At 43.8% G+C, this 26,704-nt stretch carries 16 protein-coding genes, 8 tRNA genes and 1 pseudogene; 4 read left to right on the top strand and 21 right to left on the bottom strand.

What is annotated here, in order from left to right:
- Window positions 1-70: 70 nt before the first annotated feature.
- Genes E2R31_RS00765 through E2R31_RS00755 form a run of 3 tightly spaced genes read right to left on the bottom strand, consistent with a single transcriptional unit; the run spans window position 71 to window position 4,035 of the window.
- Window positions 71-1,831 (bottom strand): ABC transporter ATP-binding protein, encoded by a 1,761-nt coding sequence (locus tag E2R31_RS00765; RefSeq protein ID WP_084947308.1) that lies wholly within the window; start codon window positions 1,829-1,831, stop codon window positions 71-73.
- Window positions 1,821-3,590: an ABC transporter ATP-binding protein gene (locus E2R31_RS00760; RefSeq protein WP_125450463.1), complete on the bottom strand. Its 1,770-nt coding sequence runs from the start codon at window positions 3,588-3,590 to the stop codon at window positions 1,821-1,823. The genes E2R31_RS00765 and E2R31_RS00760 overlap by 11 nt, the downstream gene beginning before the upstream one ends.
- Window positions 3,574-4,035, bottom strand: coding sequence for a MarR family winged helix-turn-helix transcriptional regulator (locus E2R31_RS00755; RefSeq protein ID WP_125450464.1), 462 nt, complete (start codon window positions 4,033-4,035; stop codon window positions 3,574-3,576). Before E2R31_RS00755 ends, E2R31_RS00760 begins: the two co-directional genes overlap by 17 nt.
- Before the next feature lie 214 nt (window positions 4,036-4,249).
- On the opposite strand from E2R31_RS00755, the gene E2R31_RS00750 reads away from it, so the two are divergent.
- Window positions 4,250-4,933, top strand: a complete 684-nt coding sequence (locus E2R31_RS00750; RefSeq protein WP_207918317.1) for a CD20-like domain-containing protein — start codon at window positions 4,250-4,252, stop codon at window positions 4,931-4,933.
- A 49-nt stretch (window positions 4,934-4,982) separates the two neighbouring features.
- Here E2R31_RS00750 and E2R31_RS00745 read toward each other — a convergent pair whose 3' ends face one another.
- Together E2R31_RS00745 and E2R31_RS00740 are read right to left on the bottom strand one after the other, a co-directional pair.
- A complete protein-coding gene (locus E2R31_RS00745; RefSeq protein WP_132972314.1) occupies window positions 4,983-5,699 on the bottom strand; it encodes a YebC/PmpR family DNA-binding transcriptional regulator in 717 nt (238 codons plus the stop codon).
- A gap of 96 nt (window positions 5,700-5,795) precedes the next feature.
- Window positions 5,796-7,166 (bottom strand): MATE family efflux transporter, encoded by a 1,371-nt coding sequence (locus tag E2R31_RS00740; protein ID WP_132972313.1) that lies wholly within the window; start codon window positions 7,164-7,166, stop codon window positions 5,796-5,798.
- 109 nt (window positions 7,167-7,275) lie between these two features.
- Here E2R31_RS00740 and E2R31_RS00735 point away from each other — a divergent pair, with 109 nt between their 5' ends.
- On the top strand, window positions 7,276-7,830 hold the full coding sequence (locus tag E2R31_RS00735; protein ID WP_132972310.1) for a GNAT family N-acetyltransferase: 555 nt from the start codon (window positions 7,276-7,278) through the stop codon (window positions 7,828-7,830).
- Between the two features lie 56 nt (window positions 7,831-7,886).
- Here E2R31_RS00735 and recA read toward each other — a convergent pair whose 3' ends face one another.
- The 8 genes from recA to rpoB all read right to left on the bottom strand — a co-directional run bounded on the left by recA (window position 7,887) and on the right by rpoB (window position 20,647).
- Complete coding sequence (gene recA, locus E2R31_RS00730; protein ID WP_132972308.1) at window positions 7,887-9,038, bottom strand: recombinase RecA; 1,152 nt, start codon at window positions 9,036-9,038, stop codon at window positions 7,887-7,889.
- 54 nt (window positions 9,039-9,092) lie between these two features.
- The gene (locus E2R31_RS00725; protein ID WP_132972306.1) at window positions 9,093-10,349 is read right to left on the bottom strand and encodes a competence/damage-inducible protein A; all 1,257 of its coding nucleotides are present in this window, start codon (window positions 10,347-10,349) and stop codon (window positions 9,093-9,095) included.
- 72 nt (window positions 10,350-10,421) lie between these two features.
- On the bottom strand, window positions 10,422-11,456 hold the full coding sequence (lytR, locus tag E2R31_RS00720) for a glycopolymer--peptidoglycan transferase LytR (protein WP_125450468.1): 1,035 nt from the start codon (window positions 11,454-11,456) through the stop codon (window positions 10,422-10,424).
- 4 nt (window positions 11,457-11,460) lie between these two features.
- A complete protein-coding gene (locus E2R31_RS00715; RefSeq protein ID WP_125450469.1) occupies window positions 11,461-11,982 on the bottom strand; it encodes a GNAT family N-acetyltransferase in 522 nt (173 codons plus the stop codon).
- Window positions 11,972-12,415: a tRNA (adenosine(37)-N6)-threonylcarbamoyltransferase complex ATPase subunit type 1 TsaE gene (gene tsaE / locus E2R31_RS00710; RefSeq protein WP_125450470.1), complete on the bottom strand. Its 444-nt coding sequence runs from the start codon at window positions 12,413-12,415 to the stop codon at window positions 11,972-11,974. The genes E2R31_RS00715 and tsaE overlap by 11 nt, the downstream gene beginning before the upstream one ends.
- Window positions 12,416-12,518: 103 nt before the next feature.
- Window positions 12,519-13,142: a hypothetical protein gene (locus tag E2R31_RS00705; protein WP_125450471.1), complete on the bottom strand. Its 624-nt coding sequence runs from the start codon at window positions 13,140-13,142 to the stop codon at window positions 12,519-12,521.
- 204 nt (window positions 13,143-13,346) lie between these two features.
- Window positions 13,347-17,012 (bottom strand): DNA-directed RNA polymerase subunit beta', encoded by a 3,666-nt coding sequence (gene rpoC, locus E2R31_RS00700; RefSeq protein ID WP_165941770.1) that lies wholly within the window; start codon window positions 17,010-17,012, stop codon window positions 13,347-13,349.
- Window positions 17,013-17,044: 32 nt separating this feature from the next.
- Complete coding sequence (rpoB, locus tag E2R31_RS00695; protein ID WP_125424900.1) at window positions 17,045-20,647, bottom strand: DNA-directed RNA polymerase subunit beta; 3,603 nt, start codon at window positions 20,645-20,647, stop codon at window positions 17,045-17,047.
- A gap of 443 nt (window positions 20,648-21,090) precedes the next feature.
- Here rpoB and E2R31_RS00690 point away from each other — a divergent pair, with 443 nt between their 5' ends.
- A complete protein-coding gene (locus E2R31_RS00690; protein ID WP_132972304.1) occupies window positions 21,091-24,801 on the top strand; it encodes a pullulanase in 3,711 nt (1,236 codons plus the stop codon).
- Between the two features lie 310 nt (window positions 24,802-25,111).
- Window positions 25,112-25,714: pseudogene (locus E2R31_RS00680) on the top strand (transposase family protein); the annotation flags it as partial.
- A gap of 219 nt (window positions 25,715-25,933) precedes the next feature.
- On the opposite strand, the gene E2R31_RS00675 reads toward E2R31_RS00680, so the two are convergent.
- The 8 genes from E2R31_RS00675 to E2R31_RS00640 form a co-directional block, all read right to left on the bottom strand.
- A tRNA-Pro gene (locus E2R31_RS00675) sits at window positions 25,934-26,007 on the bottom strand.
- A gap of 15 nt (window positions 26,008-26,022) precedes the next feature.
- Window positions 26,023-26,096, bottom strand: a tRNA-Arg gene (locus tag E2R31_RS00670).
- An 11-nt stretch (window positions 26,097-26,107) separates the two neighbouring features.
- A tRNA-Leu gene (locus tag E2R31_RS00665) sits at window positions 26,108-26,193 on the bottom strand.
- Window positions 26,194-26,200: 7 nt separating this feature from the next.
- Window positions 26,201-26,272, bottom strand: a tRNA-Gly gene (locus E2R31_RS00660).
- A 27-nt stretch (window positions 26,273-26,299) separates the two neighbouring features.
- Window positions 26,300-26,372: transfer RNA gene (locus tag E2R31_RS00655), tRNA-Thr, on the bottom strand.
- 12 nt (window positions 26,373-26,384) lie between these two features.
- A tRNA-Leu gene (locus E2R31_RS00650) sits at window positions 26,385-26,466 on the bottom strand.
- A 5-nt stretch (window positions 26,467-26,471) separates the two neighbouring features.
- Window positions 26,472-26,544 (bottom strand) — tRNA-Lys (locus tag E2R31_RS00645).
- A 24-nt stretch (window positions 26,545-26,568) separates the two neighbouring features.
- Window positions 26,569-26,641: transfer RNA gene (locus E2R31_RS00640), tRNA-Asp, on the bottom strand.
- Window positions 26,642-26,704 lie beyond the last annotated feature (63 nt).

The raw sequence follows: 26,704 nt of genomic DNA, 5'->3' as shown, positions 1-26,704 counted from the left end.
TTGCCTACAGGTGAGACATTTGTCTTCTAGTATAGTGTAGAAAAAGAAGGCCGTCAAGCCTTCTTTAGATTTATTCTTCTGCTTCGTCTTCTGTAAATTGACTATTGTACAAGTCAGCGTAGAAGCCACCTTGCGCCATCAGCTCCTCATGGTTGCCTTGTTCAATGATATTGCCATCTTTCATGACAAGAATCAAATCTGCATTACGAATAGTTGACAAGCGATGGGCGATGACAAAGGAAGTTCGACCCTCCATCAAACGGTCCATAGCTTTTTGGATCAATTCCTCTGTACGTGTGTCGACTGAGGATGTCGCTTCATCCAAAATCAAGAGCGGTGCATCTTTGAGAAGGGCACGAGCAATGGTCAAGAGTTGTTTTTGTCCAACAGACAAGGTCACTGTATCATCCAAAACAGTATCGTAACCGTCTGGCAAGGTCATGATAAAGTGGTGGATTCCCACAGCCTTGCTGGCTTCTATCATTCGTTCATCACTGATGTCTGTCTGATTATAGATCAGGTTCTCTCGAATGGTTCCTTCAAAGAGCCAAGTGTCCTGCAGGACCATTGAAAAGGCATCGTGCACTTCAGAGCGCTTCATGTCCTTGGTATCCACACCATCGATGCGGATACTTCCCTTATCAATCTCATAAAACTTCATCAAAAGATTGACAATGGTTGTCTTACCAGCCCCAGTCGGTCCAACGATTGCGACCTTTTGACCTGCATGAGCTGTCGCAGAAAAGTCATGGATGATGGTGCGCTCTGGTGTATATCCAAACGACACGTGATCAAAAATCACTTCCCCTTTCATGTCACTCAATTGTCTGTCCTTATGGGATTCATCCTGCATCTCAGCTTCACCTAGAAACTCTAATACACGAGTCATGGCTGCACTCGCTTGTTGCAAGCTTGTAATCCCTTGGGCAATCTGTGACAGAGGTTGGGAGAAGGTCCGTACGTAAACCATAAAGGCTACAATAATCCCTATAGTGATGTGTCCTTCCAACGCCAGCGCGGCCCCAACGATGATGACTAAGACATAACTAAAGTTCCCAACAAAGAACATGGCTGGCATCATGATACCAGAGATAAACTGAGATTTCCAGATACTATCATGCAAGTTTTGGTTTAAACCTGCAAATCTCGCTTTGGAGGTGTCCACTGCGTTGTAGCTGGTCACTACATTATGGCCAGAGTACATCTCTTCCACATAACCATTGACGGCCGCTAGATTATTTTGTTGAGCTTTAAAATAACCCTGTGACTTGGCCATGATTACGGAAACCGCCGCAAAACCAACAAGGGTTGATACAACGGTTACCAATGCCAAAATCCAGTTCATCCCAAACATGGTCACCAAGACAGCAATCAACAAGAAACTAGCTGAAAGAACTGTCCCTAGACTTTGGTTGAGAGATTGCGCTGCTGTATCCACATCATTGGTCACGCGCGAAAGGGTGTCTCCTTGTGAATGACGGTCAAAATAGCCAAGTGGCAAACGATTGATTTTTTCAGCGATTGCTGTCCTCAAACGTTTCGAGAAATGTTGGATACTCGTTGAAAAGATATAGGCCTGTGTATAGTTAAGGATAGCTCCAAACACATATAGGACAACCAAAAATCCAGCAATGTTTGACACAGCTACCAAGTCGATTTCTGTAGCCAAACCATCTGAAATCAAGTTTGTAATTTCCTTAATCTTAGTTGGCCCATAAACTGTGATGATACTTGAAATGACTGCAGCCACAACTGCTATTAGGAGAGGGAGTTGGAGGCCTGCCATATAAGGTTTGCACTGTTTCCAGACCGACACTTTTTTATTTTCCATGTTCCAATTCCTCCTTCGATAGTTGTGAGTAGGCAATTTCTTGGTAGACTTCGTTGATAGCTAGAAGTTCCTTGTGGGTGCCTTGTCCCACGACTTTTCCTTGATCCAATACTAAGATCAAGTCTGCATCCATAATGGTAGAAATCCGTTGCGCTACGATGAGCTTGGTCATGGATTTTGTTTTCTCAGCTAGTTCTTGGCGTAGGACACGATCCGTCTTGTAGTCCAAGGCTGAGAAGGAATCATCAAAGATGAGAATCTCTGGTTTACGAGCCAAGGCACGCGCAATGGCCAAACGCTGTCTTTGACCTCCTGAGAAGTTAGTTCCGCCTTGGGCCACTTCTGAGTCAAGACCTGCTTCCTTGTCCTCGATGAAGTTTTTAGACTGGGCCAATTCCAAGGCTTGCCACATAGCAGCTTCGCTTAGAGGAGTTTCTTTGCTCTTACCAAAGTCTAAGTTCTCCTTGACATCTCCAGAAAAGAGTACAGCTTTTTGTGGAATATAGCCGACCTTATTGCGCAAATCTTCCAAATCGTAATCTTGAACATTAACTCCGTCCACTAGGATTTCTCCATCAGAAACGTCGTAAAAACGTGGCAAGAGGTTGACAAGCGTAGACTTCCCTGATCCAGTCGATCCGATGAAGGCTACGGTTTGACCCGCTTCTGCTTTGAAAGTGACATGTTCCACGACTGCTTCAGAGTTTTTAGAGTAGCGGAAAGTTACATCACGGAATTCCACTTGTCCCTGAACTGAATGATCCGCTGTCTGTGCATGACTAGGATTTTCAATAGAAGAATGCAAATCCAATACTTGATTGATACGCCCTGCCGAAACCAAGGTACGAGGAAGAACGATAAAGAGTGCTCCCATGAGAAGGAATCCCATCACGACCTGCATAGCATAGGACATGAAGACTACCATATCACTAAAGAGTGGCAGACGTTCTGTCAAACTTGCGTCGTTGATGATATAGGCACCAATCCAGTAAATGGCTAAACTCAATCCACTGGAAATCCCCATCATAATCGGGTTCATAATCGCCATCAATCGATTGACAAAGAGATTGAGACGTGTTACCTCATCGTTGGCTGCTTCAAATTTTTCATCTTGGTAATCTTCCGCATTGTATGCACGAACAACTCGAATCCCAGTCAAACTTTCACGAGTGATGCTATTGAGTTTATCTGTCAATTTTTGGATAACAGATTGTTTTGGAAAGGCCAGAGTCATGAGAACGGTGGTCATCAAGACATTGACAATAACAGCCACAACGACCGCCCAGAGCCAGTATTCCGATTTTCCAAGAATTTTTCCAATGGCCCAGATAGCCATAATCGGCCCACGAGTAACCACTTGCAAGCCCATAGTAAAGAGCATCTGTACCTGTGTGATATCATTAGTCGTCCGAGTCAAAAGACTTGGGATTGAAAAGCGCTTGATCTCTGTCTGTGAAAAATCCAAAACACGATGAAATACGTCTCTACGTAGATGGGTTGTATAGGATGCTGCAACGCGAGCGGCAAAGAAACCAACCATAACAGATGAAAAGAAAGCCAATAAAGACAATCCAATCATCTTCGCAGCTGGTGACCAGAGTGCATCCATCTGTGTCCCTGACGTTCCCAGTAATTCTGTAATTTGCGAAATGTAGGTCGGTACCTCTAACTCGAGATAGACCGAGAAACAAGTGAAAAGAATCGCAAGGACAATCATCCCCCACTCTTTTCCTGTAATACGTTTAGCGAGTTTCTTCATTCTCTCCTCCTATCTTCTCAACATTTTCTTGCAACTGACCGAGGACCTTTTCAAAGATTGCCAAGTCTGACTTTGAAACACCCTCTAGCAGACTCTGATTGATCCGATCAAAAAAGGCCTTAACTTCTTGCATCTGCGAACGCGATTTATCCGTCAAGCGAACAAACTTTGCCCGCTTATCACTCGGGCTGGCCTCTAGTTCAACCAAACCATTTTGTACCATACGCTTGACTAAATTACTAGCAACGGACTTGGTGACATTGAGTTCTTGTTCAATATCCTTAATCAAAACCAGATCCTGGTCTTGCTCACAATGATCTAAAAAACGCAGAACTTGCCCTTGCGGTCCACCCATAAATTCAATGCCGCAACGCTTGGCTTCTTTCTGTACCATCAGGTGAACCTGGTGCCCAAAGCGTTTAAAAATCAACATTGGCTTGTCCATGATTGCTCCTTTCTCACGATTGAATATAGTTCCCAGGAGAACTAATTAAGTTTCCATGAGAACTATTTTATCACTTTCAGAGGAGATGTCAAGAAAAAAGTTTCCTAGAGAACTATTTTAGTCGGAATTGACATCAGCAGATATTTTCTCTATAATAAGCACTAACCACTGTGGATTGATATCCATTCACTCGATAAAGGGAGAAAGCTTTCAAATGAAACCAGAAGAACAAAAAGTTTTAGGGATTTTGGCAACCATTTTTGGAGCCATCGCACTTTTAGGGTCCTGGATCCCGTTTATTAACTATCTATCATTTTTCATCGCCATTATCGCTTTAATCCTAGGGATTATCGGCCTTATCGTCAACCTCAAAAAACGAAAAACAATGGCCATTATCGGAACATCCCTTGCAATTGCTTCAGTTGTACTTTTCTTTACGACCCATATACTGTACGCTAATGTCTACAAAGAGTTTGTCAGGGAGTTTAACCGTTCCTATAGAGAGGCAAGTTCCTCAATGGAACGCGAAGAAGAAAGCGACTTGACAGACGATAGCAGCGCTTCCATCCCCGAGGAAGAGGAAGAAGATACCTTCACCTGGACCCAAGAACAGTTCGACGCCTTAATCGAAGGTGACCTTGACAACAAAGGAAAAGGTGGTACCAACTACAAGGATATTATCAACAAACACGGACTGCCAGATTCCGAGTTTGACTTCACTCTTGAGGGTTACAATACGAAAAAAATCACCTATATTTCTATTGGAAACAAGATCAAGACGGTTACCCTAACTTTTGCAAAAGATGACAATGGGCAACTCTTGCTCGTCCAAAAACATGCTGTTGGTCTAGGTCTAGAAAAAAGCAAGCAACAAAACGATTCTGAAACCAGAGTCTAAGTTCAAATATCAAAAAAACGAACAGCTAGTAAAACTGTTCGTTTTTCTATTAGAATCCATCTACGTTAGTATAGATTTTTTGTACGTCTTCGTCGTCCTCAAGAACGCTGTAAAGTTTTTCAAAGGTTTCAAGGTCATCACCTGACAACTCAACCTCTGATTGAGGAATCATTTCCAATTCTGTCACTTGGAATTCTTCTACACCTGACTCACGAAGGGCAACGATAGCCTTATGAAGGTCAGTTGGAGCTGTGTAAACAGTGATTGTTCCATCTTCTGCTTCTACATCATCCACATCCACATCAGCTTCGAGCAAAAGTTCAAAGATTGCATCCGCATCATCACCTGCAAATACGATAACACCCTTGTTGTCAAAGAGGTAAGAAACAGAACCTGAAGCCCCCATGTTTCCACCGTTTTTACCAAAGGCAGCACGGACATTGGCTGCTGTACGGTTGACGTTTGATGTCAAGGTATCAACGATCAACATAGAACCATTTGGTCCAAATCCTTCGTAACGTCCTTCTGTAAAGGTTTCGTCTGTGTTTCCTTTTGCTTTATCAATCGCTTTATCGATAACGTGCTTTGGCACTTGGGCTTGTTTAGCACGGTCGATAACGAATTTCAAAGCAGTGTTTGATTCTGGGTCTGGATCACCTTTTTTAGCTGCTACATAGATTTCTACACCAAATTTTGCATATACTTTAGAGTTAGCTCCATCTTTAGCCGTTTTCTTGGCTACGATATTGGCCCATTTACGTCCCATTAGGAATCTCCTTTTTTCACATTTTAATCTTTCTTATTATAACACAAGTTTTTTCGATTTTCACTAGAGGAAATGGATTTTATTCAGCAAATCCAGCTAGGATTGTCCTTTTGTTGCCAAGATTGCCTTGCCTTCTTTTATCAGGGGATGGCGGAAAAGTGAAAAGTACAGTTGGGTGGTCATGGCAACCCAGATAAGGGGTTCGCAGAGAATAACTCCCCTATACCCTGCCCAAGGGATAATCAAGACCACAAAAACGATTTTCCCGATTAGTTCTATAAAGCTGGAAACTAGAGGAAGGATTTTCTGCCCCAATCCCTGCAAGCAATTCCGATAAATCAGCAAAAGGCTTAAAATCGGATAAAAAACTGAACTGATTTGCAGGTAGAGGCTACCATTTTCTACCAAGTAGGTATCTGTCGAACTGGCCAAGAAGGAAACCAAGCTAGGACTGGCAAAAAAGAGGAAAATACAAATAAAACCTGCCCAGGACATGCTCAGGCGACTCCCAATACCAAGACCTTGAACTATGCGGTCTGGTCGCTTGGCCCCAAGATTCTGAGAGGCAAAGGTCGTCATAGCAGAAGAAATAGCCGTCATCGGAAGGAGAGCAAAAGCCATAATGCGACGCGCCGCCGTCTGGGCGCTAATAATCACAGCTCCAAAGGTATTGACTGAAGACTGTAAAATCACACTACCAATGGACACAATCGAGCTCATCAGACCCATAGCCAAACCTTGCTCTAAAAGATCCGCGTACAAGGCCTTGTCCCATTTAAAATGCTTGAGTTGAGGGAGCAGTTCTGGAACACTCTTACGGATATAGAAAAAGCAGAGAACCGCTGACAAACCTTGCGAGATAATGGTAGCAAGCCCCGCAGATTGAACTCCCAGATGCAGTTGCGTAATAAAATACAAATCCAGAACCACATTGACCAAGGCAGAAAAAATCAGAAATCCAAGAGCTGCTAGACTGTCTCCAATGGACCGCAACAAACCTGCAAAGAGATTATAGGCAAAGCTGACACCTACACAAGTCACAATCATAGAAATATATTGGTAGGATTGAGGAAGGATTTCTGCCGGGGTATCTAAATATTGCAGGAGTGGATACAGACCGACAAAGCCCATCAGCATGACCACAATGCTCAAAAGAGCACCTAAAATCCAAGTTGCTGCTACTGCTTCTTTAATTTTAGTGAAATTACGAGCCCCATAATAGCGGGCAATGACAATCCCCATGCCATTTCCAACACCAAGCGTAAAGCCTATAATCAAGTCAAAAATGGCAGTTGTCGCCCCTACTGCTGCCAAGGAATCTTGACCAAGAAATCGTCCAACAATCAAGACGTCAGCCGTATTATAAAGCTGTTGAAAGATATTAGACAGTAAGATTGGAAAGGCAAAGCTTAAAAGCGAAGGAAAGATTGGACCATTGACCAAATCCACTTTTCTTTTCTTATTCATAAAGCTATTATATCAGCTTTCTAAAGGAGCGACAAGGATTGCTTGGATTTCTTAAAATCAATTGCTTACAGAGGGACAATTTGCTATAATCAAGAAAAGGAGGTCATTTATGAGTTTGACCAGTCAATTAATAACCGATGCATTTCCGGATCTTGATAAGGTTGAAAAGCTAAACAAGGAAGCTTTCCCCGAGGAAGAACGAGTCCCTCTGTCTGAGTTTTTACGCTATCAAGACCGAGATGACGCCCACTTCTTTGCCTTTTATAACCAGGAAGAGTTTGTCGGCTTTGCTTTCTCTATTTCCAACCCCAAAGCTTTCTATATCAGCTTTTTTGCCATCATGCCCCACCTGAGAAGCCATGGGTACGGAAAGGAAATTATCGAAAAGCTAACAGATTTTTACCAGCGAACCATGTTTCTGGAAGTCGAGCGATTAGATGAAGAATGCGATAACTTGGAGCAAAGGAAGGCCCGCATGGACTTCTATCGCCAAAATGGTTTCAAAACAGCCAACGCTTTTCTAGAGTACGATGATTTGAGTTTTGAAATTCTCTACCGCGGTGACCATTTCGACGAGGAAGCCTATCGCGACATCTTCCAGAAGTTACAGGATGAACATTACTTTGACTTTCATATCGAGTATCGTCGTTTTAGTGACCATTAGTTCTTTCATCTGAAACAAACATAAAAAGTAGCAGTTCCTATCTGCTACTTTTTATGTTATTCTTCGATTTCGATTTCAAGTCCATCGCCTAGGTCAAGTGTTACTTCTTGGTTAGGTGCTAGATCCTCAACGCCAGAAGTAGGAGTTGTCCCTTCTTCATCTTCAATCAAGCCATATTGAACACGAACTTGATGGTCGATGGCATCAAAGATCTCTGGGTGATCTGCCAAGTATTTCTTAGCATTTTCAGATCCTTGTCCGATTTTTTCACCTTTGTACGAGTACCAAGCTCCTGCTTTTTGGATGATATCCAAATCGCTTGCGATCTTCAAGAGCTCACCGGTCTTAGAAATTCCTTCTCCGTACATGATTTCAACAAAGGCTTCCTTAAATGGTGGAGCCACCTTGTTTTTCACGACCTTGATCTTGGTTTCCTTACCGACATTGGTATCTTTTTGGTCACCAGTTCCCTTGATTTGTGTGCTTCCACGAACATCCAAACGGACTGAAGCGTAGAATTTCAAAGCACGTCCACCAGGGGTTGTTTCTGGGTTTCCAAACATGACCCCAACTTTTTCACGCAATTGGTTGATAAAGATGGCAATTGTTTTAGTCTTATTGATAGAAGCTCCGAGTTTACGCATGGCCTGGCTCATCATACGAGCTTGCAAACCAACGTGGCTGTCTCCAATGTCCCCATCAATTTCTGCACGAGGTACAAGGGCCGCAACCGAGTCGATAACGACAAGGTCAACTGCACCTGAGTCAATCAATTTTCCTGCAATTTCAAGACCTTGCTCCCCTGAGTCTGGTTGTGACAAGAGCAATTCGTCAATGTTCACACCAAGGGCCTCAGCATAGGCTGGGTCAAGCGCATGCTCCGCATCGATAAAGGCTGCAATACCGCCTTCTTTTTGCGCCTGCGCAACAGCGTGAAGGGCAACCGTTGTCTTACCAGATGACTCTGGTCCGTAGATTTCGATGATACGTCCCTTAGGATAACCACCTGAACCAAGAGCAATATCAAGCGCCAATGAGCCTGAGCTCATCACTTGCACTTTCTGCTCGGCTCGCTCACCCAAGCGCATGATTGAACCCTTACCAAAGTCTTTTTCGATCAATTTAAGAGCATCGTTCAATGCTTTTTCACGGTCAGCTCCAAATTTTTTCCCAATTTCATCTAATTTTTTCGTTGGTTTTTTCGCCATTTTGTTCTCCTATATTCTACTGGTCCTTAGACCTATCTTTCATTATACCAAAATTTAGTCACTTAATAAAGCCTTGCGAACTAGGTTAAAGGCATGCATAACCGCAATATGACGAACATCTGCACGGCTCCGTCCTGCGATATTAGCCTTGATAACTTCTGTTCCTTTTGCATGCGCCAAGCCGATAAAGACGGTGCCAGCTGGGTGCCCCTCTAGGCTATCTGGCCCAGCTACACCTGTCAGACTGACTCCATAATCAGACTGAGTCTTGAGCCGTGCCTGCTCTGCCATTTTTCGAGCCGTAAATTCAGAAACGACCCCGTGTTCTTTTAGCTCTTGCTCGGAAATATCCAACATCTTGGACTTTTCTTCTAGGCTGTAAGTGACAAAACCGCCATTAAAGATTGCTGAAACGCCCGAAAAATCTGCTAATGTCGCTTGAAAGAGACCTGCCGTCAAGCTTTCTGCCGCAGTAATGCTTTTCTGTCTCTTCTTTAGCTCTTCTACAACGACACTTGCTAGACTGGTTTCTTCCCCATATCCATAACAGATGTCTCGTAAAGAAATTCCCTCAAAAGTCTTGCGACCCAAGATTTGATTTTCCAAGATGTCCAATGCTTGATCAGCCTTTTCTTGACTGACTGCTTTTGTAGACAAGCGCAAGGTCACCTCTCCCGTTTTGGCATAAGGCGCCAAAGTCGGATCGGTTTGATGGTCAATCAAATCCGCCAAAATGGTCACCAACTGACTTTCACCAATCCCAAAGAAACGGAGCACTCGTGAGTACAACTTAGCACCAGTCATTAACTTAGGTAAGAGCTGATTTAAGACCATGGGTTTCAACTCACTAGGTGGTCCCGGAAGGACCACGTAGGTCACGCCATTCACTTCCGACACCCCTCCTACTGCTAAACCTGTCTCATTTGGCAGTGGAGTTGCCCCTTCTACAATTTGGGCTTGGCGCTCATTATTCGGTGTTCGAGCATAGTCTGGCCTTTGAGCAAAAAAGACATCCAGTTTCTCTTGCGCTTGAGGATCAAACACTAAGTTTTTTCCCAAAAATTTCGCCAACGTTTGTTTGGTTAAATCATCCTCAGTAGGCCCCAAGCCCCCTGTCAAAATGACTAGACTGCTACGCGAGCTCGCAATCTCTAGCAAGGACATGAGACGCGCTTCATTATCTCCGACAGCTGTTTGGAAGTAGACATCTACTCCGATTTCTGCTAGCTTTTCTGACAAAAACTGGGCGTTGGTATTGACGATCTGCCCTGTCAAAATTTCCGTTCCTACAGCAATAATTTCTGCTTTCATGTTTCCTCCTACTTATCTATTCGAATTTTTTTGAAAAAATCGCAGGAAAGTCCCACGATTTGATTTTTCATTTTATTCGGATTCTTCGCCTAAAGTATTTGTTGAAGGCACTGTTCGACCATAAAGATGCTCGTACAGAACAGCGTTGGTCTCCAACTCTACTACGTCCTCTCTCCCTAGGGAACGACGCAAAAGATTTTGCATTTCCAGCATATGCTCCATCGTTACGATTTGATAAGAGATTCCTTGCAACTCAGCATCTTCACCACGAAGTTGATGAGTTTCGATGTTTTTAAAGGAATCTTGGTAACCAAGTAGTTGAGGAATACTGGAGGCAGACAAATCAACATTTGTCTGCATATTATCACTAAGCGCTTTTAAGATAGCTTGATAATGACTGATACTATTGAGACTCAAGACCTTTTCCATAATCTTTTGAATGACTTCACGTTGACGTTTTTGGCGACCATAGTCTCCCTCAGGATCCTGATAACGCATCCGTGAATAGACCAGGGCTTCCTCACCATTCAAAGTTTGCTCACCGACTCCAATCGAGATTTTATTAAATTCTTCCTGATCAGCAATCGAAATCGGGAAACCGAGTGTGTTATTTACTGTGATGCCCCCAACTGCATCAACTAGCTGTTGGAGTCCTTGCATGTTGACCATCACATAGCGATCGATATGGATGTTCATCATTTTTTGAATGGTTGAAATAGCCAACTCTGCACCGCCATTGGCATAAGCAGCATTGAGTTTTGCTTCCTGAACTTGGCCATTTCCAGTTTCAATCTTGGTCAAAATATCCCGTTCTAAACTCATCATAGTGGTTTTCTTGGTTTTCGGATTGACTGTCAAAAGAATCATGGAATCACTATTCCCCGCCCAAGGGTCTGTACGTTCTACATTTCCCGTATCCACCCCCATCAAGAGAATGGTCAAAGGCTCTGTCGCCTCAATCACGTTGGTTTCTTCACCAATTTTCTTATAAGTTTTTTTACTTAAGGTTTCAGTTCCTTGATAATAAATAGTATAGGCATATGCACCCATACCTAAAGCCGTTACTGCTAGAAAAGCTAGTAGCATTCCGATTATTTTTTTTACCATCTTATCATTTATCTATCAGTCTACCCATCAGGTAAACATCTAAAAATATCCCTTCTTTTAAATAGGCTCCTCTTTCTTGTAAGCCTTCTGTAACAAATCCAAATTTTGAATAGAGGTGGATAGCCGCCTCGTTGCGCTTTTGTACACTGAGCTGCAAACGACGCAGAACTCCACTGGTTTTAGCCCACTCAATTCCCTCTTCAAGGAGTATGCTTCCTAAGCCATGATTCCAAAACTTCCTTTGGATGACCAGAAAGATATCCCCAATATGACGAACCCGCATACGTTGCTCTGCCGTGATGTTCAAAATACCTGCAATTTCATCATTCAGGAGGGCTAGGAGAGTGATTTGGTTATCTGAAGTCGCTTGCTTTTCAATAAAAAGAGCCATTTCAGATTCTGTCATCAGGATACCATTTTCATCCAGACTGGTGAAATCTGTCTCCTGTCCAACTAAATCCAAGAATGCAACCAAAGCAGCTGCATCATGAGCTTCAGCCTCACGAATACAAAGTTCATACTCCATCTTGAAGCTCCTTAATCAATTCCTCAGCACGAGGACCCTGAGCGGTAAAATAGAGGCGACGACCCTCAGCCTCTTTCAAGAGTTCCAACTCCAAGTAGGAATCTGGCAAATCCTCACCCAAAAGATGTCCCCACTCGATAACGGTCACACCACCACCAAAGAGAAACTCATCCAAGTCAATCGAATCAGCATCCCCCTCAATCCGATAGACATCCAAGTGGTAGAGCGGAAGGCGACCCTCATACTCTCTCACGATGGTGTAAGTTGGACTTTTGATCATCTGACGAATCCCCAAGCCCTTGGCAAGACCCTTTGTAAAGGTTGTTTTACCAGCACCCAGTTCTCCAGACAAGATCAAAACATCGTTTTTTTGGAGTAAGGTCCCTAGGCGTTCTCCCAGATCGATCAGCTCTTCTTCATTTTTTGTGTACATGCTACTATTATACCAAAAAGTTTTCTTTTGTGTGAATTTTCTTTACAAACTTACTATAATAAATTTGGGAAAATAGGGAATTTTTATTGATAGAAAAGCGTTTTTAGAAGAATATACACATGGCGCTAACAAGTAAAATATCTCGGATTACGTGCCCGTAAAAAGAAAATTCCCTTCTCATAGATTTTGGAAACAGAAAACGAGCAAAAATGAATCCCAAACCGACATAAAAAACAATGGATAAGACTGTTATTGGATTTCTCAAGAATAGCAAGGTTGCCAGAACCGTCAGGGCAACCGTTTTTTTCTTATTGAGAGTGTTTTTCAAATCTCTGCTGTACTTTTCAAATGGTAAAAAGACAAGTAAATCAATGCCAAACAAGAAAAAGAAGGAGGGCAAGAAAAGATCTACTAACTCTTGCTGAAAAGCTGTCTGTGTAAAAATAGTCTCCGACAATACCAGACAGACACCTGCTAGGTTTAAGACCAACAAGATACTATAAAATAGTTTCACTTTTTTCTGACTGTTTAAGATGCTATGGACATCCTGATCTTGGGTATAAAAGAAATTCATCCCCACGCACAGACCTGATGCCAATACGATAAACACTAGAAAATAGGCGCTTGACTGCTTTAAGGTTAAGATGGCTCCCTTCCACAGCAAGCAGCTACTCAAACTAATCTGGATCAAAGCTAGTAACAATAAGATGCGAATTGATTTTATCATTTTCAGTTCTCCCTTCGTATACATGATTATACTCTGCGAGAAAGATAAAAATTCCCCTCTCTTCTCAAATGTCCAATTTTGACGCTCAACTGACAAAAATGAAAAACAGTTGAAGCGATTTGAGAGATATTGCGTCGTGCTCACCTAACCCCAATAGGCAGAAGTGTAAAACAAAAGAGAACCCAAAGGTTCTCTCGTTTGCTTTTATTCTACTGTTTCTTCAACTTGGATTTCCACAGTTTCGTCTACTGGAGCATTTTCTGTCTCTTCTTGTTCTGGAGTCAGATATGCTGCTTCATTGATAGCCTGTGGTTCAAGGTTACGGTAGCGAGCCATACCAGTACCTGCTGGGATGATCTTACCGATGATAACATTTTCTTTGAGTCCAAGGAGATGGTCTTTCTTACCACGGATAGCTGCATCTGTAAGGACACGAGTTGTTTCCTGGAAGGAAGCCGCTGACAAGAAACTGTTGGTTTCAAGTGAGGCTTTGGTAATTCCCATAAGGACTGGACGACCAGTCGCTGGAACTCCACCTGCGATAAGAACATCTTTGTTGGCATCTGTAAAGTCGTTGATATCCATGAGAGTACCCATGAGAAGATCTGTGTCACCTGGATCCATGACACGAACTTTACGGATCATTTGACGAACCATTACCTCGATGTGCTTGTCACCGATTTCTACCCCTTGGCTGCGGTAAACTTTTTGTACTTCACCGAGGAGGTAGGTTTCAACTGACAAGACATCGCGAACAGCAAGGAGACGTTTTGGTTGGATAGATCCTTCTGTAAGAGCTGCACCGCGAGAGACTTGGTCTCCAACTTCGACACGCATACGTGCTGTAAATGGAACCACGTACTCACCTTCGCCAGTTTCTCCCTTAACAAAGACTTTCTTGGTACGAGTTGAAGCATCTTCTTCGATGGCTGTAACCTCACCCTTGACTTCAGTGATAACCGCTTCCCCTTTCGGATTGCGAGCTTCAAAGATTTCTTGGACACGAGGAAGACCCTGAGTGATATCGGTATTTGAGGCAACCCCACCCGTGTGGAAGGTACGCATTGTAAGCTGTGTACCAGGTTCCCCGATAGATTGGGCAGCGATTGTACCAACTGCTTCACCAACTTCAACCGCATCACCAGTCGCCAAGTTGATACCGTAACAGTGACGGCAGACACCGTGACGAGTGTTACATGTAAATACAGAACGGATAGTGACTTCTTCCACGCCAGCGTTGACAATTTCACGCGCCTTGTCTTCTGTAATCAACTCATTTGGACCGATGATCACTGCACCAGTTTCTGGATGTTTAACAGTTTTCTTAGTGTAACGACCATTGAGACGCTCTTCGAGAGACTCGATCATCTCTTTTCCTTCTGCGATAGAACGGATCAAGAGACCACGGTCTGTTCCACAGTCGTCCTCACGGATGATAACGTCTTGGGCAACGTCAACCAAACGACGAGTCAAGTAACCTGAGTCGGCTGTCTTAAGGGCCGTATCGGTCATACCTTTACGGGCACCGTGAGTTGAGAAGAACATTTCGAGTACTGACAAACCTTCGCGGAAGTTTGAAAGGATTGGCAATTCCATGATACGTCCGTTCGGAGCGGCCATCAGACCACGCATACCGGCAAGCTGTGAGAAGTTTGAGATGTTACCACGGGCTCCAGAGTCCATCATCATAACGATTGGGTTCTTAGGATCTTGGTTGGCAACCAAACGTTTCTCCAATTTTTCACGGGCTGCACGCCATTCAGCTGTAACAGCGTTGTAGCGCTCATCGTCCGTAATCATACCACGACGGAATTGTTTGGTGATTTGTTCTACACGTTTGTGTGATTCTTCGATGATTTCAGCCTTGTCTTCAACAACTGGGATATCGGCAATACCCACTGTCAAACCTGCAAGAGTTGAGTGGTGGTAACCGAGGTTCTTCATGCGGTCAAGTAGGGCAGAAGTTTCTGTCGTACGGAAACGTTTGAAGATTTCAGCGATGATATTTCCAAGGTTTTTCTTCTTGAATGGAGGGTTGAGTTCAAGATTGCGAATGGCTTCCTTGATATCTCCACCTAGTGGCAAGAAGTACTTAGCTGGAACACCTTCTGTTAAGTTAGCATTTGTAGGTTCTTGTAAGTAAGGCAGACCCTCTGGCATGATGTCGTTGAAGAGGATTTTACCAACTGTTGTCAGCAAGACCTTGTGTTTTTGCTCTTCTGTCCAAGGTTTGTTGAGGCTGTCTGTTGCAATACCAACACGTGAGTGGAGGTGAACATAACCATTACGGTAAGCCATAACAGCTTCGTCACGGTCTTTGAAGACCATTCCTTCACCTTCACGACCAGCTTCTTCCATGGTCAAGTAGTAGTTACCCAAAACCATGTCCTGAGATGGAGTAACAACAGGTTTACCATCTTTCGGGTTCAAGATATGCTCAGCAGCAAGCATGAGGATACGAGCTTCTGCTTGAGCTTCTTCTGAAAGCGGTACGTGGATGGCCATTTGGTCCCCATCAAAGTCGGCATTGTAGGCTTCACAGACAAGTGGGTGCAAGCGAAGGGCCTTACCGTCAATCAAGACTGGCTCGAAGGCTTGGATACCCAAACGGTGAAGGGTCGGTGCGCGGTTCAAAAGTACTGGGTGTTCTTTGATCACTTCTTCAAGGATATCCCAGATACGTTCATCTCCACGTTCCACCAAGCGTTTAGCTGCTTTCACGTTTTGCACGATGTCACGGGCAACGATTTCACGCATGACGAATGGTTTGAAGAGCTCGATAGCCATTTCACGTGGCACACCACATTGGTACATCTTAAGAGTTGGACCAACGGCGATAACGGAACGTCCTGAGAAGTCAACACGTTTACCGAGCAAGTTTTGACGGAAGCGTCCTTGTTTACCTTTAAGCATGTGGCTCAATGATTTCAGTGGACGGCTACCTGGTCCTGTAATCGGACGACCACGACGACCATTGTCAATCAAAGCATCAACCGCTTCTTGAAGCATACGCTTCTCATTTTGAACGATGATACCTGGTGCATTCAACTCAAGCAAACGAGCCAAGCGGTTGTTACGGTTGATAACACGGCGGTAAAGGTCGTTCAAGTCAGATGAGGCAAAACGGCCACCATCCAACTGCAACATTGGACGAAGATCTGGTGGAATAACTGGAAGGATATTGAGAATCATCCATTCAGGTTTATTTCCAGACTTGTAAAAGGCATCCAAAACATCCAAACGACGGATGGCTTTGACACGTTTTTGTCCAGTAGCTGTTTTCAACTCTTCTTTGAGTTCAGCAATTTCTTTTTCAAGATCTACTTGTTTCAAGAGGTCTTGGATGGCTTCGGCACCCATCTTGGCAACGAATGAACCATAACCATACTCACGCAAGCGCTCACGGTATTCACGCTCTGTCATGATTGATTTGTGCTCAAGTGGAGTATCCTTCGGATCAATCACCACATAAGCCGCAAAGTAGATAACTTCCTCGAGGGCACGAGGGCTCATATCAAGGGTTAAGCCCATACGACTTGGAATCCCCTTGAAATACCAGATGTGAGATACAGGAGCTTTCAACTCGATGTGCCCCATACGCTCACGACGAACTTTTGTACGCGTTACTTCAACCCCACAGCGGTCACAAACAATCCCTCTGTAACGAATGCGTTTGTACTTACCACAAGCACATTCCCAGTCCTTTGTAGGACCGAAGATGACTTCGTCAAAGAGTCCTTCACGTTCTGGTTTCAACGTACGGTAATTGATTGTTTCAGGTTTTTTGACTTCTCCATAAGACCATGAACGGACTTTGCTTGGAGAAGCTAGGGTGATTTGCATACTTTTAAAACGATTTACATCAACCACTATTTCTTCCCTTTCTATTCTAAGTGAACTGCTTATTCTTGGTCAGCAGCTTCTTCTGTTGCTTCCGCTTTTGCAGTTTCTTCAGCTTCAAATGCTGCTTTTGCATCTTGGGCTGCTTTTTCGCGGGCTTTTTCAAGGTCATCTACGTGGATGACATCTTCGTCCATTCCTTCATCCAAGTCACGAAGTTCCACTTCTTGATCATCTTCGTCAAGGACACGCATGTCAAGACCAAGAGATTGCAATTCTTTGACAAGAACTCGGAAGGATTCTGGAACACCTGGTTTTGGAATTGGTTTTCCTTTTGTGATAGCTTCATAAGCTTTCAAACGTCCGTTGATATCGTCAGACTTGTAGGTCAAGATTTCTTGAAGGACATTTGACGCACCGTAGGCTTCAAGAGCCCAAACCTCCATCTCACCGAAACGTTGTCCACCAAACTGAGCTTTACCTCCGAGTGGCTGTTGGGTAACGGTTGAGTATGGTCCGACTGAACGCGCGTGCAATTTATCGTCAACCATGTGGTGGAGTTTGATCATGTACATGACACCAACTGACACACGGTTATCAAACGGTTCACCAGTACGTCCATCGTAAAGGATTGTTTTGGCATCGCTATCCATACCTGCTTCTTTGACAGTGTCCCAAAGGTCTTCAGAACTTGCTCCGTCAAAGACTGGCGTTGCGATATGGATACCAAGAGTACGAGCTGCCATACCAAGGTGAAGCTCCATAACCTGACCGATATTCATACGTGATGGCACCCCAAGTGGGTTCAACATGATATCGACTGGAGTTCCATCTGGAAGGTAAGGCATGTCTTCTACAGGAACGATACGAGAGACAACCCCTTTGTTTCCGTGACGTCCGGCCATCTTATCTCCGACCTTGATCTTACGTTTTTGAGCGATGTAGACGCGAACCAGCATGTTAACGCCAGATTGCAACTCATCACCATTTGCACGTGTAAAGATCTTAACATCACGAACGACACCATCGGCACCGTGTGGTACACGAAGAGAAGTATCACGCACTTCACGAGACTTGTCTCCGAAGATGGCGTGCAAGAGACGTTCTTCAGCTGAGAGGTCTTTCTCACCCTTAGGTGTTACTTTACCTACAAGGATATCGCCTTCTTTAACCTCAGCACCGATACGGATAATACCCATTTCGTCAAGGTCTTTAAGAGCATCTTCACCAACATTTGGAATTTCACGAGTAATTTCTTCAGGCCCAAGCTTTGTATCGCGCGTTTCTGATTCGTATTCTTCGAGGTGGACAGATGTGTAGACATCGTCTTTCACCAAGCGTTCGCTCATGATAACGGCGTCCTCGAAGTTGTAACCTTCCCATGTCATGTAGGCAACGATTGGGTTTTGTCCAAGCGCCATTTCCCCTTTTTCCATAGAAGGTCCGTCAGCGATAAAGTCGCCTTTTTCAACGACATCGCCAACTTTAACGAGCGTGCGTTGGTTGTAGGCAGTACCTGAGTTTGAACGACGGAATTTTTGGATGTGGTAAACATCTAGCGAACCATCTTCACGACGAACTTCTACCTTGTCAGCATCTGCGTATGTAACTTTACCATCATACTGGGCAATAACAGCCGCTCCAGAGTCATGGGCTGCTTGATACTCCATACCAGTACCAACGTAAGGTGCTTTTGGATCAATCAAAGGCACAGCCTGACGTTGCATGTTGGCACCCATGAGGGCACGGTTGGAATCATCGTTTTCCAAGAAAGGAATACATGCTGTCGCAACGGCAACTACTTGTTTTGGTGACACGTCCATGTAGTCAACCACTTCTGCTGGATACTCTTGGTTGACCCCTTGGTGACGTCCCATGACAACCTTCTCAGCAAAAGTACCATCTTCGTTGAGGCGAGAGTTAGCCTGTGCTACAGTAAATTCATCTTCTTCATCGGCTGTCAACCAAACGATTTCATTGGTCACAACACCTGTTTCACGGTCAACCTTACGGTATGGAGTTTGAACAAATCCATACTTGTTCAAGTGTCCGTAAGATGACAAGTTGTTAATCAAACCGATGTTAGGGCCTTCAGGTGTCTCGATTGGACACATACGACCATAGTGAGTGTAATGCACGTCACGTACTTCATATCCAGCACGGTCACGTGTCAAACCACCAGGTCCCAAGGCTGACAAACGGCGTTTGTGAGACAACTCAGAAAGTGGGTTGTGTTGGTCCATGAACTGTGACAACTGTGATGAACCAAAGAATTCTTTAACCGCAGCTGTTACAGGACGGATATTGATAATTTGTTGTGGTGTTAAGACTTCATTATCCTGAACAGACATACGTTCACGGACGTTACGTTCCATACGAGAAAGTCCAAGACGTACTTGGTTGGCAAGCAATTCACCAACTGCACGGATACGGCGGTTTCCAAGGTGGTCGATATCATCCACACGTCCGATACCTTCCGCCAAGTTGAGGAAGTAGCTCATCTCTGCAAGGATATCCGCAGGAGTTACAACACGAACCTTATCGTCTGGATTGGCATTTCCGATGATGGTTACAACACGGTCTGGGTCCGTTGGGGCAACAACCTTGAATTTTTGAAGGACAACTGGTTCTGTCAGAACAGCTGCATCGTTTGGAATATAAACGATCTTGTTCAAGTCGCCATCCAAGTGACTCTCAATACTTTCGATCACGCTACGAGTCATAACGGTGCCAGCTTCTACTAAGATTTCACCAGTTTCAGGATCCACCAATGGCTCCGCAATGGTTTGGTTAAGCAAGCGTGTTTTAACGTTGAGTTTTTTATTGATCTTGTAACGACCTACAGCTGCCAAATCGTAGCGGCGTGGATCGAAGAAACGTGCGACAAGCAAGCTACGTGAGCTTTCAGCAGTCTTAGGCTCACCTGGACGAAGGCGTTCATAGATTTCTTTCAAGGCTTCGTCTGTACGAGAGTCCATTGGATTCTTGTGGATATCTTTTTCAACAGTGTTGCGAACCAATTCGCTATCACCAAAGATATCAAAGATTTCATCATCACCTGAGAAACCAAGCGCACGAACTAAGGTTGTAAATGGAATCTTACGAGTACGGTCAATACGAGTATAAGCGATGTCTTTTGAGTCGCTTTCAAGTTCCAACCAAGCTCCACGGTTAGGGATAACAGTTGAACCGTAGCCTACTTTACCGTTCTTGTCTACCTTGTCATTAAAGTAAACACCTGGTGAGCGGACCAACTGAGAAACGATAATACGTTCACCACCATTAATGATGAAAGTACCCATTTCGGTCATGATTGGGAAATCACCAAAGAAGACTTCTTGGGTCTTGATTTCGCCTGTTTCTTTATTAATCAAGCGGAAGGTTACAAAAATTGGTGCTGAGTAGCTAGCATCGTGGATACGAGCTTCTTCTAGCGTGTATTTTGGTTCCTTGATTTCATATCCAACAAATTCCAACTCCATTGTGTCTGTGAAGTTTGAAATTGGCAATACATCTTCAAATACTTCCTTAAGACCGTGATCTAGGAAATCTTTGAATGAATCCGTTTGAATTTCAATCAAATTTGGTAAGTCAAGAACTTCTTTGATTCTTGAAAAACTACGACGGGTACGATGTTTCCCGTATTGAACGTCATGTCCTGCCAAGATGATTCTCCTTTGTAAATAAATTCCAAGCCTTGTCAATCAGGCTTTTCTAATCGTCATATGGTTTTAAAAACCCCTATCACCGTGTCCCTTTGACGAATTTTCAGAATCTTTAAATCTTTGTTACAAGCACTCAAAAACCTGAAAAAAAAGCACAAAAAGAGCAGCTAAATCTGACTTTTTCAGAAGATTTAACTGCTGTGAGCCTTGTCTGGACAATATTTCAGACAAAACCTACGACAAATGATTATTCTTATTATACCTTATTTAGCTAGATTTTTCAAGGTTTTTTTACTATTTTTTAAACAATCTTTTCCTATATATTGTTTTAAAATTTCAAGAGAATGAAGCATTATATTTTCTCTTAAAAGTTAGGAAAACGCTTGCACTAATGTTTACCTCGTGCTATACTGATAGGGAACAACTACACAAGGAGAATTGTGATGAAAAAGATCCCATCTCAAACTGAGAAAAAAATGATTTATGGTATCCGTTCCTTGAAGAACGGAACTGGTTCTGTCCTTATTGGTGCTAGCATTGTCTTGCTTTCTGCTGCAATGCCAACTATTTCGGCCAACGAAAACCTTCCTCAAACTCAGGAAAATACCAGCGCTGTGACCAAGGCCCCTACTGAGACTGAAACGAGTCAAACTCAAAAGGAAACGCCTATTTCTGAACAAAAGAATGCAAACGCTTCCCTTGATTCTAAGAAGGAAGCTCCAGCTGTGGAAACTACTACGGCACCAGAAACACCTAAAACAGAAGATGCTACTGCAAGGCAGGCTAACAGCAAGGAAGAGAAAGTAAATGCCAGCACTTCGACACCAACTTCAGATCAAAAACCACAAGCTGATACATCCTCTGAAGAACCCATCGCAGACAACCACTTCCGCATCCATGTAAAAAAACTCCCTGAAGAAAACAAAGAATCTCAAGGTCTTTGGACTTGGGATGATGTTGAAAAGCCGTCTGAAAACTGGCCCAATGGTGCCAAGTCCTTTAAGGATGCCAAGAAAGATGACTATGGCTATTATCTAGATGTCAAACTCAAAAATGAGCAAGCCAAGAAAGTCAGCTTCCTTATCAACAATACCAAGGGGGATAACCTTACCGGAGACCGTTCAGTAGAGCGCCTATCTCCAAAAATGAATGAGGCTTGGCTAGATGAAAACTACAAGGTATACAACTACCGCCCTCAACCAGCAGGAACTATTCGTGTCAACTACTATCGCACCGATGGCAACTATGACAAAAAATCTCTCTGGTATTGGGGCGATGTTAAAAACCCAAGCAGTGGAGAATGGCCTGACGGTACTGACTTTACCGCAACTGGAAAATATGGCCGTTACATTGATATCCCACTCAATGAAGCCGCAAGAGAATTTGGATTTTTATTACTAGACGAAAGCAAGAAAGGCGATGATGTGAAAATCAGAAAAGAAGACTATAAATTTACTGATCTAAAAAATCACAGTCAAATCTTCCTCAAAGATGATGACGAAACCATCTATACTAACCCCTACTATGTGCACGATATCCGCATGACTGGAGCCCAACACGTGGCTAAATCTCGTATCGAAAGCAGTTTTTCTACCCTCGTTGGAGCTAAGAAAGACGACATCCTCAAACACTCCAGCATCACTGATTACCAAGGGAATAAAGTAGCTATCACAGACGTGGAAGTGGATGAGGCAGGTAAAAAAGTGATCTATATCGGCGACTTCTCTGACACCCAACACCCTTACACTGTCAGCTATAATTCAGACCGCTTTACCACACGTTCAAGCTGGCGCCTCAAGGATGAGTCCTACAGTTACGATGGTCCACTCGGCGCAACTCTAAAAGAAGATGGCAAGCGCGTTGACCTCACCCTCTGGTCTCCAAGCGCTGATAAGGTTTCTGTTGTCGTATATGACAAGAAAGATCCTGAAAAAGTAGTTGGAACTATCGCACTTGAAAAAGGAAAAAAAGGCACCTGGAAACAAACTCTGGATGCAAACTCTGGTCTCGGTATCAGCAACTACACTGGCTATTACTACCACTACCAAATCGAGCGCCAAGGTAAAACTGTCCTCGTTCTTGACCCTTATGCCAAATCATTAGCGGCTTGGAACAGTGACCTAGCAAAAACAGATGTCGCTCATAAGGTCGCTAAAGCTGCCTTTGTCGATCCAGCGAAGTTAGGTCCGCAAGACTTGACCTATGGGAAGATTCGTAACTTCAAATCGCGTGAAGATGCGGTTATCTATGAAGCTCATGTGCGTGACTTCACTTCGGATCCTGCCATCGCAAAAGACTTGACCAAACCATTTGGTACCTTTGAAGCCTTTATCGAAAAACTAGACTATCTCAAAGACTTGGGTGTGACTCATATCCAGCTCCTTCCAGTCCTGTCTTACTACTTTGTCAATGAATTGAAAAACCATGAGCGTTTGTCTGCCTACGCTTCAAGCAACAGCAACTACAACTGGGGATATGACCCTCAAAACTACTTCTCCTTGACTGGTATGTACTCAAGCGATCCCAAGAATCCAGAAAAACGTATTTCCGAATTCAAAAACCTCATCAACGAAATCCACAAACGTGGCATGGGTGCCATCTTGGATGTGGTCTACAACCATACTGCCAATGTTGACATTTTTGAGGATATTGAGCCAAACTACTATCACTTTATGGACGCAGACGGAACTCCCCGTACTAGCTTTGGAGGCGGCCGTTTGGGAACTACCCACTACATGTCTAAACGTGTCTTGGTAGACTCTATCAAGTATCTGGTTGAAACTTACAAAGTAGATGGTTTCCGCTTTGATATGATGGGTGACCACGATGCGGCTTCTATCGAAGAAGCTTACAAGGCTGCACGCACCCTCAATCCAAATCTTATCATGTTAGGTGAAGGCTGGAGAACCTATACTGGTGATGAAAGTACGCCTGTACAACCTGCTGACCAAGATTGGATGAAGAAAACAGATACTGTTGCTGTCTTTTCAGACGACATCCGCAACAACCTCAAGTCTGGCTATCCAAACGAAGGCAAGCCTGCCTTTATCACAGGTGGCAAACGAGATATCAATACCATCTTTAAAAATCTCATTGCCCAACCAACCAACTTTGAAGCTGACAGTCCTGGAGATGTGATCCAGTATATTGCAGCCCATGATAACTTGACCCTCTTTGACATCATTGCCCAGTCTATCAAAAAAGACCCAAGCAAGGCTGAGAACTATGCTGAAATCCATCGCCGTTTACGACTTGGAAACCTCATGGTCTTGACTGCTCAGGGGACTCCGTTTATCCATTCCGGTCAGGAATACGGACGTACCAAACAATTCCTAGATCCAGCCTACAAGACTCCTGTTCCAGAGGATAAGGCTCCACACAAATCTCACTTATTGCGTGATAAGGACGGCAAGCCGTTTGTCTATCCTTACTTTATCCATGATTCTTACGACTCTAGTGATGCTGTCAACAAGTTTGATTGGACCAAGGCTACCGATAGCAAAGCATATCCTGAAAATGTCAAGAGTCGTGACTACATGAAAGGATTGATCGCTCTTCGTCAATCTACAGACGCCTTCCGACTCAAGAGTCTACAAGATATCAAAGAGCGCGTCCAACTCATTACTGTCCCAGGCCAAAATGGTGTTGAAAAAGAAGACGTGGTCATCGGCTACCAAATCACCGCTCCAAATGGAGATATCTACGCTGTCTTTGTCAATGCAGATGATAAGGCTCGTGAATTCAACTTGGGAACTGCCTTTGCTCACTTGAGAAAGGCCGAAGTCTTGGCTGATGAAAATCAAGCAGGACCAGTAGGAATCGCTAAACCTCAAGGCCTTGAATGGACTGAAAAAGGCTTGAAATTGAACGCTCTCACTGCTGTTGTTCTCCGCTTGTCTCAAGGTGGCGCCATTGTCGCCCCAGCTGTGGAAGAAAAGCCAGAATTTGATCTTTCTAGCTTGAAAGTCGAACAAGAACAAGATCAAAACCTAGCAGCCAATCCTGAAACTCAAGAAACTGCTGCAGAGGCTCACTCTCAAAACCTCCTTCCAAACACAGGAACTGAGAGTAAATCCCTCCTTGCCCTTGCTGGATTCAGTATCCTTGCCCTGCTCGGACTTGGATGGTTGATAAAAAACAAGAAAAAGAACTAACACTCAATGAAAATCAAAGAGTAAACTAGGAAGTTAGCCACAGGCTGCTCAAAGCACAGCTTTGAGGTTGTAGATAAGGCGAAGCTGACCTGGTTTAAAGAGATTTTCGAAGAGTATAACCTAGCCCTCCTATAGAGAAAACACCCCATGGCTAGAAGAATCTTCTAGTCATGGGGTGTTGTTTGCAGGCTCTATAATATTTGTAGTGGGTAAATCCCCTATGGATATTATGGAGCCTATTTTGTTGTAGAAAAAAAGTCCCATAAGAGTTATATTAAAAAGCGACCAAACCATCATTAGAAAGAATCATATGGAACCATTACATTTTATCACAAAACTACTCGATATTAAAGACCCTAATATCCAAATTATGGATGTTGTTAATAGAGATACCTTCAAGGAAATCATCGCTAAACTGGACTACGACGCCCCATCTTGTCCTGATTGCGGAACCCAAATGAAGAAATATGACTTCCAAAAAACCGTCTAAGATTCCTTCCCCTGAAACGACTGGCATGCCTACTAGAATTCTCCTTAAAAAGCGTCGTTTCAAATGCTATCATTGTTCGAAAATGGCGGTGGCTGAGACTTCCCTAGTCAAGAAAAATCATCAAATCCCTCGTATTATCAATCAAAAGATTGCTCAAAAGTTGATTGAAAAGACTTCTATGACCGATATTGCTCATCAGCTGTCCATTTCAACTTCAACTGTTCTCCGAAAGTTCAATGACTTCCGTTTTAAACATGATTTTTCTCGTCTTCCAGAGATTATGTCTTGGGATGTTGAAACAGTCAGGGGAGTGACTGTTTCAATCGGGAGATGAAGATGAGTTTCATTGCGCAATATTTTGAAAAGCTCAATATCATCACTGTTCTTGAGGGAAGAACACAAGCTGTCATCCGAAATCACTTTCAGGCTGTCTTTCAAACCTTTCTCAAGGACAAAGAAAAAATCATTAATGCCCTTGAATCACTCTATTCCAAGGCCAAACTAGAATTCTCGTCGCTTTGAATATCAAAAAGGAGAGGACTGATTTAGTCCTCTCCAGAGTATGACTTTTTGGTAATCCACTACAGTTGACAAAGAGCCAAAAAAAGATACTCACTTAAGTATCTTAGTCAATAAATCAAATCGGGAAGACAGGATTCGAACCTGCGACACCTTGGTCCCAAACCAAGTACTCTACCAAGCTGAGCTACTTCCCGCGTTAAATAAAAAAATGCACCCTAGAGGAGTCGAACCTCTAACCGCCTGATTCGTAGTCAGGTACTCTATCCAGTTGAGCTAAGGGTGCTCATCATTATATGCCGAGGACCGGAATCGAACCGGTACGATCGTTACCAATCGCAGGATTTTAAGTCCTGTGCGTCTGCCAGTTCCGCCACCCCGGCCTCTCTAAGCGAACGACGGGATTCGAACCCGCGACCCCCACCTTGGCAAGGTGGTGTTCTACCACTGAACTACGTTCGCATCGACCTCTTATTCTATATAAAAAAATGCCGGCTACATGACTTGAACACGCGACCCTCTGATTACAAATCAGATGCTCTACCAACTGAGCTAAGCCGGCTACTTTCTATTATGCGGGTTAAGGGACTTGAACCCCCACGCCGTTAAGCGCCAGATCCTAAATCTGGTGCGTCTGCCAATTCCGCCAAACCCGCAAATATGACCCGTACTGGGCTCGAACCAGTGACCCATTGATTAAAAGTCAATTGCTCTACCAACTGAGCTAACGAGTCTAAAATAACTTCCGTTATCTTAAACGGTCCCGACGGGAATCGAACCCGCGATCTTCGCCGTGACAGGGCGACGTGATAACCGCTACACTACGGGACCTATGGGAGTTAACGGGATCGAACCGCTGACCCTCTGCTTGTAAGGCAGATGCTCTCCCAGCTG

The organism is Streptococcus downii (assembly GCF_004353325.1).
Lineage (GTDB): Bacteria > Bacillota > Bacilli > Lactobacillales > Streptococcaceae > Streptococcus > Streptococcus downii.
This window is presented reverse-complemented; position numbering and strand designations above follow the sequence as displayed.